The organism is Nitrobacter winogradskyi Nb-255 (assembly GCF_000012725.1).
GTDB lineage: Bacteria > Pseudomonadota > Alphaproteobacteria > Rhizobiales > Xanthobacteraceae > Nitrobacter > Nitrobacter winogradskyi.
Window position 1 is genome coordinate 627,709 of sequence record NC_007406.1, and the last position, 12,292, is coordinate 640,000.

The 12,292-nt window shown below is 61.0% G+C and carries 10 protein-coding genes, 1 tRNA gene and 1 rRNA gene (1 of these 12 cut by a window edge); 7 read left to right on the forward strand and 5 right to left on the reverse strand.

The annotated features are described in order from the left end of the window. Position 1: 1 nt before the first annotated feature. A complete protein-coding gene (locus tag NWI_RS02895) occupies positions 2–256 on the reverse strand; it encodes a PepSY domain-containing protein (RefSeq protein WP_011313886.1) in 255 nt (84 codons plus the stop codon). 134 nt (positions 257–390) lie between these two features. Then, positions 391–1,404: a sensor histidine kinase gene (locus NWI_RS02900; RefSeq protein ID WP_011313887.1), complete on the reverse strand. Its 1,014-nt coding sequence runs from the start codon at positions 1,402–1,404 to the stop codon at positions 391–393. A gap of 417 nt (positions 1,405–1,821) precedes the next feature. Between NWI_RS02900 and NWI_RS02905 the strand changes: the two genes are divergently transcribed. The 4 genes from NWI_RS02905 (at position 1,822) to NWI_RS02920 (ending at position 4,709) form a co-directional block, all read left to right on the forward strand. Continuing rightward, a complete protein-coding gene (locus NWI_RS02905) occupies positions 1,822–2,490 on the forward strand; it encodes a Crp/Fnr family transcriptional regulator (RefSeq protein WP_041344699.1) in 669 nt (222 codons plus the stop codon). Next, complete coding sequence (locus NWI_RS02910) at positions 2,487–3,371, forward strand: DUF6537 domain-containing protein (protein ID WP_011313889.1); 885 nt, start codon at positions 2,487–2,489, stop codon at positions 3,369–3,371. The genes NWI_RS02905 and NWI_RS02910 overlap by 4 nt, the downstream gene beginning before the upstream one ends. Positions 3,372–3,737: 366 nt before the next feature. Further along, positions 3,738–4,148: a DUF3307 domain-containing protein gene (locus tag NWI_RS02915; protein ID WP_011313890.1), complete on the forward strand. Its 411-nt coding sequence runs from the start codon at positions 3,738–3,740 to the stop codon at positions 4,146–4,148. Between the two features lie 165 nt (positions 4,149–4,313). Beyond that, positions 4,314–4,709 (forward strand): hypothetical protein, encoded by a 396-nt coding sequence (locus tag NWI_RS02920; RefSeq protein WP_011313891.1) that lies wholly within the window; start codon positions 4,314–4,316, stop codon positions 4,707–4,709. A gap of 18 nt (positions 4,710–4,727) precedes the next feature. On the opposite strand, the gene NWI_RS02925 is transcribed toward NWI_RS02920, so the two are convergent. After that, positions 4,728–5,459 (reverse strand): hypothetical protein, encoded by a 732-nt coding sequence (locus NWI_RS02925; protein ID WP_011313892.1) that lies wholly within the window; start codon positions 5,457–5,459, stop codon positions 4,728–4,730. A gap of 123 nt (positions 5,460–5,582) precedes the next feature. Between NWI_RS02925 and NWI_RS02930 the strand changes: the two genes are divergently transcribed. Further along, on the forward strand, positions 5,583–6,119 hold the full coding sequence (locus NWI_RS02930) for a MarR family transcriptional regulator (RefSeq protein WP_244374955.1): 537 nt from the start codon (positions 5,583–5,585) through the stop codon (positions 6,117–6,119). 23 nt (positions 6,120–6,142) lie between these two features. Here NWI_RS02930 and NWI_RS02935 read toward each other — a convergent pair whose 3' ends face one another. Next, positions 6,143–7,429: a glycerate kinase type-2 family protein gene (locus NWI_RS02935; protein ID WP_011313894.1), complete on the reverse strand. Its 1,287-nt coding sequence runs from the start codon at positions 7,427–7,429 to the stop codon at positions 6,143–6,145. Positions 7,430–7,699: 270 nt separating this feature from the next. Continuing rightward, entirely contained in the window at positions 7,700–9,778 is a 2,079-nt protein-coding gene (locus NWI_RS02940) for a M23 family metallopeptidase (RefSeq protein ID WP_011313895.1), read from the reverse strand. 816 nt (positions 9,779–10,594) lie between these two features. Here NWI_RS02940 and NWI_RS02945 point away from each other — a divergent pair. Both NWI_RS02945 and NWI_RS02950 read left to right on the forward strand, forming a co-directional pair. After that, a 16S ribosomal RNA gene (locus NWI_RS02945) occupies positions 10,595–12,083 on the forward strand. Positions 12,084–12,290: 207 nt separating this feature from the next. Continuing rightward, positions 12,291–12,292, forward strand: a tRNA-Ile gene (locus NWI_RS02950); it runs 75 nt beyond the window's last position.

Here is a 12,292-nt window from a genome sequence, read left to right on the forward strand (position 1 = left end):
ACTATCGGTTGATATTCAGTACCGCGCCCGTCGTGGCGTCGACGTCGACCTCCATATACCGGCCGGCCGCGTCGCGTCCGTCGATCTGCCACTCATAGCCGGCGAACTCCGCGTCTGAAACCGAGATCAGTCCGGCGTTGAGCGCAACGTCAAGGGCGTCGTGCATCGAGAGAAGGCTCCCGGAGTCATAGGCAACCGCCGGAGCGGCCGCGCCGAGGGAAATCGCGGCAGCGAGGGCCAGAATGTACTTTCGCATGTGGAAACTCCTTGTCCAGATCATCGAGCCGTTGCGCGTTCGCAGCGCAACATTGACTAGAACCGGCAGACTTCCGTTGCGTTCCCACTCCGCGCCGCGGCAAGTTCGCGGATGCTCGGGCCCCGTTGCAGGAACTACGGTTCGGATAAAGTTTCCGCCTTCTTATCGGCCGGCGGCGGATCGATCCGGCATTGCATGATGCAGTGCAGCCCGGTGCCGAGGAATGCGATCTCCGCCTTCCCGCCGAATCCCCGCAGGCCGGCATTCAGGAGTTGCGTTCCAAATCCCGGCTTGCCCTGCGCCGTAATCATCGGTCCGCCCGATTCGTCCCAGACGATTGAGAGCGTGCCGTTTGTTACGGTCCAGGAAACGTTGAGCAGGCCATGCGGGGTGGAGAACGCACCATATTTGGCGGCGTTGGTGGCGAGTTCGTGAAACATCAGCGCCAGACTCACCGCGAGCTTCGCCGGCAGAAAGAGGGAATCGCCGTTCAGCGTGAACCGGACATGGCCGTAGGGGCCAAGCTCTGACCGCAGCAGCTCGAGGATGTCACAGCCACGGTCGTCGGTGCGCGCGATCAGGTCATCGGTTGTCGCGAGTGCGTTGATGCAGCCGTCGATCTTGGTCCTGGCCTCCGGATAATTGTGAAGCGCCTGTTTGGTCACGGCGTGGACGGTGGCGAGCTTGTTCTTGAGACGGTGGCGAAGCTCCTCCACCACAAGTTCGCGATAGTGCTGCTCCTTCTCGAGTTCGGTCGTAAGTTCGCGGTGATGCACGACCAGCGAACGATGGCGCCGCACCCCGAGGATGATGAGCGCGGCGACGGTGAAATAGACCGCCATGAGTATCGCCGCGGCGACGGCTTGTGGCGCCTCGCCGAAATTCAGCATCAGCCCGAGAGCTGCGCCGCCAATCGCGGCGGCAATTCCAGCCCGCTCTCCGCCGAACGCGGCCGCGGCAAATACCCCGGGAAGATATGCGCCGTAGGGCACGTCCGCGTGCAGCAGCGAGATACCGAACCGGAAGGCGGTGGCGAGCATCAGGCAGACGGCTGCGAGTCCGAAACCCAAAGCCGCCGGCGGCTCGGACACGCCCCGCCATCCGCGCCGGAATTCCTCGATCCACCTGGCTTCGGTCCGCTTGGCCATCCGCCTCCCCCGCATGCCACGTCAGCGCCGCTCACCGGGCGGAGGAGGTGTTGCAGGCGGCCGAGCTTAAACGCCCGGCCCGGCTGCGTACAAGTTCTCTTCGCTGCGGATTGAAGCCGCTCGTCTCCAAAGCGTTTTCGAGCGAGCCGAAATCCGGTTCGCGTGAAGAAAACGCGTCAAAACATAATGATAGAGTCTTTCACGGTTTCCATGAGGTGGTGAAAGACTCCCACGGTTCGATGCTTTCGACACAAATTGATGTGGTCCGTTGTGCTTCACACCCATGGGGCAGGTGGCGGGTCTCTGCGGTTGGCGCGCTTTTTGCCGGGATATTGGATAGAATTCAGTATAACTTCCGCTGTCTTCCCTATAGATCGCTACGCGTCTCCATCACGTCAGGAAATTGGCTGGATTGCCATGGACATATCACATTTAGCCGAGCATCTCGGGACCGTCGGCGGCGTGGCCGCTTCGTTCTTCGTGGTCGCCACCTACACCATGCGGACCATGATCCCGCTCCGTGTCTTCGGCATGCTGGCCAATCTCATGCTGATGATCACGGCGCTTCCGCTTCACAATTTCCTGCAGTTCGGGCTTCATGCAGGATTGTTCTTCCTCAACGGATATCGCCTGCACCAGATGCTCCTGCTCGTGCGCGAAGTGAAGAAGTCCGTCAACGGCGATCTCTCGATGGACTGGCTGAAGCCTTTCATGACCAAGCGCAAGTGCGAGGCCGGCGAGATGCTGTTCTATAAGAACGAGAAGGCGGAGACGATGTTCTACATCGTCAGCGGCCGCTATCGTCTGGTCGAGTCCGGCATCGAACTGCCGATCGGGGCCCTCGTCGGGGAACTCGGCATGCTGTCGCCCAGCAACGAACGCACCCAGTCGCTGGAGTGCATCGAAAGCGGCACGGTGCTCAGCGTGAGCTATCGGCAGGTTGAGGAGCTTTACGTCCAGAATCCGGAGTTCGGCTTCTATTTCCTGCGGCTGGCCAGCGCGCGGCTGTTTCAGAACATCGGCAAGCTCGAAGATCGGCTCGCCGAAACCGCGGCGCCCCCGGCCATGAGTCCCAAGCTCGCATGAACTTCGGCAGAAGCAAAACCGCGGACGTACTTCCCGCCATCCGTTTGATGTTCGCCAAGGTTTCAGGCGAGAGCAACAATCCGATTCCGACGTTGCCGGCCGACATGCCTGAAAACGCAAGGCTCGTAGCGGTCGATGGCGTGAAACGCCTGATCGATTATCAGGGGCCGGGTTACGCCCAACTCTATGTCGACCGGCTTCGGCGCTTCATTGGTCGGCGCAATATCGACGATAAAGTGTTTGCCGACATCGCGCGGCTAATGGCCGCGCGTATGGCATACGACGATCCTCTCCGCATGGCGCAGCTCAAGCTTGCCGAAATCCGAAAAGGCCCGCATGTTTCCTCGATTGACGTTCGTAAATTGTATCTCGACGAGCTGACGTCGTTGCTGCCGAAAAGGGGAGCTGACCCGATGATCCGCGTGCTGGATTATCTGGGCTGGCGGCGCCTGCCGGTGACCATGCGGTTCAGCACCGCGAGCGGCTTCCGGCTGCGCTGTCTCCGGATCCTGGCCTCGCTCAGGCGATGGCGGCTGTCGTCTCTCCGATATGCCAATGAGCGTGTCTGGGTCGAGCGCTGGCTGCACATGATCGATCGCAGCCTGGCGAAACAGCCTGCCGCGGTCGCGGCGGTGGTTTCGACGGCCGAGATGGTGCAGGGATATGGTGCTGCTTATGCGCAGAATTTGCGGGACTGGAATCTGATCATCGATCACCTTGTTAAACCGACCTTCGACGGCGCGGTACTCTGTCCTGATCTCGGCGCCGCAATCGCCGAGGCGCGCGCGGCCGTGGAGCATGATCCTCGACAGGATTCGTTGAAGCGTGTCATCGCGGGACTAAGGGAGCGCACCGGGGCTGACGATCGGAGGGCCGATTGAGCGCCACGCACTCTGGCATGTCCTGGCTGGCATCTCCGGGCCGTGGGCTCGTCACTCTCGTAGCGTTTCAGATGAACAAGTTTATCCGCTTCAGGGAGGTGTCATAAAGATGAGGTGAATCGATCTCGCGGGCAGGAACGCTCGTGCAGTTTTCCTATAATGTCTTCGAGCGAAGCAAGTCCTCGGGCTTGACCCGAGGATGGAATCCGGTCGCGTGTAGAAACGCGTCAAATCGATACTATAAGGCCTCGCCTCTGATTCTGTCGGGAGCGAAAGACTCTCATTTAGATAGATTGTTTGAGCATGATCTGTTTCGAAAACCGGTTTCCACTTTTCGGAATCGTGCTCTAGATTAAGGGCGTTCGCGTGCTACTTCCTTCGTTATCGTCGTCGATCGCAGTGGGCCCGCTGGTTGGCTGGATGGTCGTGCTGACCGTCAAGCATGTGCTGGCCGATTTTGTATTGCAGAACTCCTGGATGGCCGTCGGCAAGGATCAAAGGACCGGCTGGGCCTTGCCGCTGCTCTCGCACTGCCTCGTGCATCTGGCGCTGGCGCTGGCGCTGATTCTCGTTATCGCGCCGCGCTTCTGGTTCATCGCCTTTATCGATTTCGCGATTCATCTCGTCGTGGATCGCGCCAAGGGTATCTGCGTTTCCGCCTTCGACGTGACGCAGGACCATCAGCACCCATGGTTCTGGACGCTGATCGGCGTCGATCAGACATTGCATCATCTCACCGGATTTGGCCTTGCGATCGTCATGGCGTTCAACGCGTGACTCGCAGTACGTAATTCAGTGGGCGGCGTCCGCCGGCGAATCAAGGCATGGTCTGCGGCTTGATTCGGAACCGGAATGCAAGCCCGCCCGGATCGACTTCGTGGGCGTGGTTAACTGCTCGTTAGGGAATTGCGTTGCATCCTCATGAGGTGAGGAGAGTTGCGCATGTCTAGCTCCGACGCTTTCGAGAACGACATATGCCCGATCAAGGATGATCTGTTGGGCGCCATGTATCGAGCCAGCGAGCATGGATTGCCTCAGCTGATTGCCAGCGTAGCTCCGGATGTACGAGCGATGCTGGCGCTGTTCTGCTACCGCCGGAGCCATTTGCACGCATTGGCTCTGGCGGTCGCGTCAAGCTGCACGGAGCGCGATCTGATCGTGCTCGGTGGCCGTGTTGGTTCCACGCTGTTCGCGCTGTCGCGCAACGCCCGGCAACCCCATGTTCGGTCGCCGCACGGCCAGCGCAAGCCGATCACATTATCAACCAGGCCGCTCAGCACCTATGTGCCGCTCGACGATCTGGCCGACGACGAAGAGCCTGCGCTGGTTTCGGCGTAGCGCGGGCCGGTCGGCAGCCTACTTCTTTTTCTCTTTGGTGATGACGCCCGGCAGCGTGAGCTTTCCGGAAGCGACCTTGTAGGTGCCGGTGACGCACAGTAGCGGCGCCTTGCCGGTTTCATTGACCTGCAAATGCGCGGCGACGGCATCGAAGTTGACATTTTCCGCGCCTTTCACCGGCACGGTGATGCGCACCGTCTTGCCCTTGAGGATCGGGCTCATGCCGGGACTGTCCAGGGCGAGCGGCAGGCCGGGCGCGGTCGCGGGCAACAGGTCCTGTCCCGGCGAGATGTCGAGCACCTTGAGGCCGCCGGCGCATGCCTTGTCGCTGGCCAGCACCACCCAGTGCGAATGCCAGTCGGCGCCATCGTTGGTCGGGTCGCCGTCACCATTTTCGTCGAACAGCGGCGTGTCGTCGAAATCCGGGTGCGCTGTGATGGCGAGCGCGAGAATGCCGGAGCCTTTCGCAAAGCCGACCGTCGCGGGATCGAGCTTGGTCGGCCAGACGTAGGCGTCCACCTTGGCGCCTGCGAGCTTGCCGACCTTTTGCGGCCTCAGCGAACCGGCGTCGCCGCTGACTTCCATGGCGAAGGTGGCAAGCCGTCCGTCCGTCGAGGCCGAGGCGCTGGTGACGTCGAACGCCGGCGGCACGGCCGCATCAGGCTTGGCGCGGATATCATGGGCGAGAGCGGAGGTCGCCAGCGCGCCTTGCAGCAGGATGATGGCCATGTTGGTCGAGAAATTGGGCATCCGTAGGCTCCTCGTTGTTAATATCGAGTCGATACTATATGGATGGAGGATGATCGTAGCTTCGTCAATAAAAAATAGCGAGTCGCTACTATGTTTTCACGGACGGCCCTAGAGGCGGCGTATTTGATCAGCCGTCTGGACCGGCTGGCGCGCAGCGGCGTTAACGTCGAAGGGCTCAACCCTGCGCAGTGGGAGGCGTTGCGTTACCTGTCCCGCGCCAACCGTTTTTCGCGCACGCCGGCGGCGCTGGCCGGTTACGCCGGCTCGACTCGCGGAACCATTTCCCAAACCTTGATTGCCTTGGAGCAGAAGGGGTTGGCTTCGCGGCAATCCAGCCGCCGCGACGGCCGCTCGGTTGAACTGGCGCTGACCCGGCGCGGCGAGGCTGTATTGAGAGACGATCCGCTGCGGAGGCTGGCGGACGACATCGCGGCTGCGACGGGCGGCGATGCCGGCGCGTTGCTGGCGACCCTGCAGGACATCCTGTCGTCAACGATCGCGCGGAATGGCGGACGCGCCTTCGGAGTTTGCCGCACATGCAGGCATTTCCGCCACAACGCCAAACCGGGCAGCGCCTCGCCGCATCACTGCAATGCGCTCGGTGAATCGCTCTCCGATTCCGATAGCGGCGCGATCTGTCAGGAGCACGAGCCGGCGTGAGGAAACGCTTATCGCCGCGCCAATCAGGTGGCATCAACCAGGACGACCCGGAGGTCATTGACGTTGGTGAGCGTCGGGCCGGTCAGCAGCAGATCCCCGGTGGCGGCGAAGAAAGCCGTGGCGTCGTTGTCGGCGAGATAGGCGAGGGGATCGAGCTGGAACGCGCGCATCGCCCTGAATGTGCTGGTATCGATCACCGCGCCGGCGGGATCTGAGGCATCGCCTGCTCCGCCGTCGGCGCCATCGGTGTCGGCCGCCAGCACGGAAACGCCGGATGCATCCTTGAGCCGTGCCGCAAGCGACAGCGCATATTCCTGATTGGGTCCGCCGCGGCCGTTGCCGCGAACCGTCACCGTCAACTCGCCGCCTGACAGGATAGCGAGCTTGCGGCCGCCGGCGCGCGCCTCCAGCGCGAGTTTCGCGTGCTCCGCGGCGACGTCGCGCGCTTCTCCTTCGAGATTAGCGCCGAGGTCGAGCACCTCAAAGCCGGCTTCGCGCGCGAGTCTGGCGGCGACGTCGAGCGAGGTTCTTGGCCGTGCGATAATCTCGAAGCGGGCGCGGGAAAAGGCGGCGTCGCCGGGCTTGCAGCTTTCGTTGGCGGGATCGTCGAGGGCGCGGCTGACAGCATCGTCGCATACGATCCTGTATTTTGTGAGCAATGCGCGGGCGTCGGCCAGCGTGGTTGGGTCGGGCACGGTGGGCCCGGAAGCGATGACGGTCGGTTCATCGCGCGGCACGTCCGATATCGCCAGGGTGACGATCTCGGCGCGGCTGGCCGCCCGCGCGAGCCGTCCGCCCTTGATCCGCGACAGGTGCCTGCGCACCGTGTTGATGTCGGAGATCGGGGCGCCCGAGCGGAGCAGGGCCTTGGTGACCTGCTGCTTCCGAGCGATCGATACGCCGTTAACGGGCGCAATCCAGTTCGCCGAGCCGCCGCCCGAAAGCAGCACCAGCAGCAGATCGTCCGCTGTCGCGGCGCTCGCGAGGGTCAGGCTGGCGTCAGCGCTGCGCAAGCCCGCTTCATCCGGCACGGGATGGCCGGCCTCGATCACCCTGATCCGACGCGTCGGTACGCTGTGGCCGTAACGGGTGGCGGCGAGGCCAGCAAGCCGGACGGGATCGAGACCGACAGCGTCGAGATAGTGTCGCTCCACCGCCGCGGCCATGGCGGCGGCGGCTTTGCCGGCGGCGAGGCAGATGACGCGGCCGTGAGGCAGCGGCGGCAGATGCGCCGCAAGGATGGTGTCGGGATGCGCGGCGGCGACGGTCGCGTCGAAGATGGCCCGCAGCAGCTTGCGTTGGTCGGTCATGCCCGGATCCGGATGATCCTTGCCGGATCGCGTGCGATTTCCGCTAGAGCGGGATGAGGAAAAGTGTGTAGCGGTTTTCCGCCCGCATCCCGCTCTAAAATGTTGGAATCGATCACGTTCATGGTTTTGGATCGATTCGATCCAAAACCATCGTGATCTAGCGCGTATTCCGCAAAAGTGGATACCGGTTTTGGATCAGAATACGCGCAAGTTTTTTGATTGAACGTGTTTTCTTACGGCGAACCGGTATCCACTTCGCCGGAAAATGCTCTAACGGTTCGAAACCTGCCGAGGCAGCGGCAGGGCAGGCGAGCCCGCTGCATCCGAGACCCTGGCGACCGTGTTGCGGCTGTTCATCATCGCGTCGAGCCGGTCGCGTTCCTTCTCGAAGCTGGCCAGGATGGTGCCGTTAAGTGATCGTCCCCGCGGAAGCCTGACGCGCATTGGATCGACGAAACGGCCGTTGACGAGAATTTCGTAGTGCACATGCGCCCCGGTGGAGCGGCCGGTCGAACCGACAAAGCCGATCACCTGCCCTTGCCGGACGCGCTTGCCCGGCTCCATACCCTTGGCGAAGGCCGACATGTGGCCGTAGGCGGTTTCATAGCCGTTATTGTGCTTGATACGGACATACTTGCCGTAGCCGCCTTCCCATGCCGCTTTTTCGACAACACCGTTGCCTGCGGCGAAGATCGGCGTGCCATAAGATGCCGCCCAATCGACGCCGGTGTGCATTTTCACGTAACCGAGGATCGGGTGACGGCGGGTGCCGAAGCCTGATCGCATGACCGCGCTGGCAGCCGGTTTGCGAACCAGGAATTTCTTCGCGCTCTTGCCGGTTTCATCATAATAATCGACCATCGCGTCGTCGGGGGTTTGGAAGCGAAAGTATTTCTTGGTCTCGCCGCCCACGGTCAGCGAGGCATAAAGCACTTCGTTCTTTTCGGTCGTCGGCGTTCCTTCATCGTCTCCGGCGTAGAAGACGTCGAATGAATCGCCCGGCTGGACCTTGCGCTGGAAATCGATGTCATAGGAGTAGATGCGGATCATATCCTCGATGACCGCCGGCGGAACCTTGTCCCGCAACGCGGTCTCGTAGATGCTTTGATAAAGCCGGGCTCCGCCGCCATCGTCGTTGTCGCTGCTGTCGGCGACATCGGCGACCGAATTCATGCTGGCGACGTCGACAGCGACGTAATTGCCGAGATCCGACAGTGCGGCGACAGCCTCGATGACGGAATCATTTGCCACGATCACGCGGTAGGGCACGAGTCGCTGGTCGGAGGTTGCGGGCGCCATCATGATACGCAGCTTCTGGCCTTCCCGCAGCCCGCCGTCGCGGCCGCGAGGTCCGAGCGTGGTCGCGATCGCGCGCGCTTCGTCCGGCGTCGCGCCTTGGTCCCGCAGCACCGAGACGATCGTATCGCCCCTCCTGACCAGGTGTACCCGCTCGCCTATTGGATTGCCGCCGGTGAGTTGTTCGCTGGTTTTCGGGAGCAGCGTTACGTTTTCCGGGACGATGCGGGCCTCGAATCCGGCATAAGGGTCCACGCCGCCTTCAGCGGCGTAGGCCATTTTGATGCTCGACGTCGCGCCAGGCGCGTCCGTCGCAGCGTCGGCCATCGTATACCGGACACCGCTGTTGCCGCGCCAATTCGAGGCGTCGCGCACCCGCATCAAGACTTCATCGATCGGGAGGATTGCCGCGATCTTTGCCTTTGGCAGGATCGAGGCGAGATCACGGGTCACGAAGGAAACTTCGGCGTCTGGCTCGGCCGCCGCCGCGGCGCTTGCGTCTTCCGAAGTGGTGCGGGTGGTGCCGCCGACGTCCGCCAGCAGGCGCTGTGCGTTGAACGGTGGAACGCGTGCGCTGAGATCACCGGTCGCCATCGACAGGTTGCCTGACACGCGAACGAAGGGCCGGACCCGCATCACGTCGCGATTGCCGGCACGTGTCACGGTGGAGACGCGGATGACCTGCCTTGCAGCGGTCGCCTCGCTCGGCGGTGGCAGGCGATCGCCCTTGTGAAGGCTGGCCTGATGATCACCGGTTCCGAACGAGCCGCGAAGCCCGCCTTCGACACGCTCGGCCACCTGCGCAAAAGTGGTCTCACCGTCGAGCGACGCAAAAACGGCGCCGCCGATGAGAGCCGCGCCGCAAAGGCCTGTCAGGATGGTGCCGCTGAACCACTGCACGGAGACGCGGCGGCGATCGATAACGGCGGCTTCGGATCCGTCCGCGGAAAGCGGGGGTTCATGACCGAGGTCAATGAGGCCGGTTTCGCGTCCTTTATGTCCAGCGCGCGCCGTATTCAAATCCGTCGTCCCCCAAAATCCTGCAATCGTCATGTTCCTGCGCGCGGCGGCGTCCGACGCCCCAAAGCAAGTAAGAGACGAAAGATCCGCGTGTCTGATGCTCAGGACTCCGGCCGGTTGGGCCCTTGGTCGCGAACATCAAATAGCGCCTGAACCCGCGATGCATTGCGGTCGCTTGGACACGGCGATGCGATCGTGGACAGACCGCCGCTTGCTAGAGCTACCTGGTTCCTGGACTTAACCGAGTGCCTGATGCCCCTGGCAATCAGCGATTCAAGACTTACTTATCCCTGAGAACGTCGCAGGAATGTGGCTCAAGTACGGCGTTTCGCAGGGCTTTTTCGCGCCGCGAAATCGTTTTGGTCAATGCTACAATTTGTTGACGATGGGCGTTGACAAGCGCCGGGGAGTGAGACTATAAACCGCCCACTGAACGCGGCGCCGCTTTGGACCTACCAAAGCATACCGTCGCTTCGGTGAAGCTCCTCACTAGGTTGAGCGAATCAACAGCCGGTAGCCATCGGTTGTTATTTGTCGTCTGTGAAAGTGCGTCACCGGCTTCCAGAAATGGAAGTGAGGGTTCTTCGGATCCCGGGCTATTTGACAAGTAAAGATGAAGAAAGAGAAACGTGGACGGCGGAGTCCTTGCGGGTCTCGCCCGCTGAAGCTTCGGCTTTGGTGGATCGAGATCGGACGAAAGACTTCGGCGGTACACGTTTAAAGGTTACACCATCGTTGCCCGCGATGTGAATCGCTGGCAGCAGGTTGAGTTCCGGTTCGAAAGAACTTGGGCCAACAATGGTGGGACCTCGTCAAACGTTGTGATCAGCCGGTTCAAGGTTTCAAGTCCAACTTGAGAGTTTGATCCTGGCTCAGAGCGAACGCTGGCGGCAGGCTTAACACATGCAAGTCGAACGGGCGTAGCAATACGTCAGTGGCAGACGGGTGAGTAACGCGTGGGAACGTACCTTTTGGTTCGGAACAACCCAGGGAAACTTGGGCTAATACCGGATAAGCCCTTACGGGGAAAGATTTATCGCCGAAAGATCGGCCCGCGTCTGATTAGCTTGTTGGTGAGGTAACGGCTCACCAAGGCGACGATCAGTAGCTGGTCTGAGAGGATGATCAGCCACATTGGGACTGAGACACGGCCCAAACTCCTACGGGAGGCAGCAGTGGGGAATATTGGACAATGGGCGCAAGCCTGATCCAGCCATGCCGCGTGAGTGATGAAGGCCCTAGGGTTGTAAAGCTCTTTTGTGCGGGAAGATAATGACGGTACCGCAAGAATAAGCCCCGGCTAACTTCGTGCCAGCAGCCGCGGTAATACGAAGGGGGCTAGCGTTGCTCGGAATTACTGGGCGTAAAGGGTGCGTAGGCGGGTCTTTAAGTCAGGGGTGAAATCCTGGAGCTCAACTCCAGAACTGCCTTTGATACTGAGGATCTTGAGTTCGGGAGAGGTGAGTGGAACTGCGAGTGTAGAGGTGAAATTCGTAGATATTCGCAAGAACACCAGTGGCGAAGGCGGCTCACTGGCCCGATACTGACGCTGAGGCACGAAAGCGTGGGGAGCAAACAGGATTAGATACCCTGGTAGTCCACGCCGTAAACGATGAATGCCAGCCGTTAGTGGGTTTACTCACTAGTGGCGCAGCTAACGCTTTAAGCATTCCGCCTGGGGAGTACGGTCGCAAGATTAAAACTCAAAGGAATTGACGGGGGCCCGCACAAGCGGTGGAGCATGTGGTTTAATTCGACGCAACGCGCAGAACCTTACCAGCCCTTGACATGTCCATGACCGGTCGCAGAGATGTGACCTTCTCTTCGGAGCATGGAGCACAGGTGCTGCATGGCTGTCGTCAGCTCGTGTCGTGAGATGTTGGGTTAAGTCCCGCAACGAGCGCAACCCCCGTCCTTAGTTGCTACCATTTAGTTGAGCACTCTAAGGAGACTGCCGGTGATAAGCCGCGAGGAAGGTGGGGATGACGTCAAGTCCTCATGGCCCTTACGGGCTGGGCTACACACGTGCTACAATGGCGGTGACAATGGGAAGCAAAGGGGTGACCCCTAGCAAATCTCAAAAAACCGTCTCAGTTCGGATTGGGCTCTGCAACCCGAGCCCATGAAGTTGGAATCGCTAGTAATCGTGGATCAGCATGCCACGGTGAATACGTTCCCGGGCCTTGTACACACCGCCCGTCACACCATGGGAGTTGGTTTTACCTGAAGGCGGTGCGCTAACCCGCAAGGGAGGCAGCCGACCACGGTAGGGTCAGCGACTGGGGTGAAGTCGTAACAAGGTAGCCGTAGGGGAACCTGCGGCTGGATCACCTCCTTTCTAAGGATGGCTCTTCAGAAGCGCTCACGCTCTTCTATTGGGTCTCTTGGAAACATCAGTGGCCAATGATCGTCAGGATCGTTGAGCTGCATTGGCGGGATTTCGCCGTCTTCGTTTCTCTTTCTTCGCGGACGAACACGCGCCAGGGGCGGCGCTTGTGCTCATGATCCGGTTAAGCCGGCGGAGTGCGCTGTCCCTCGTCGTTAGGG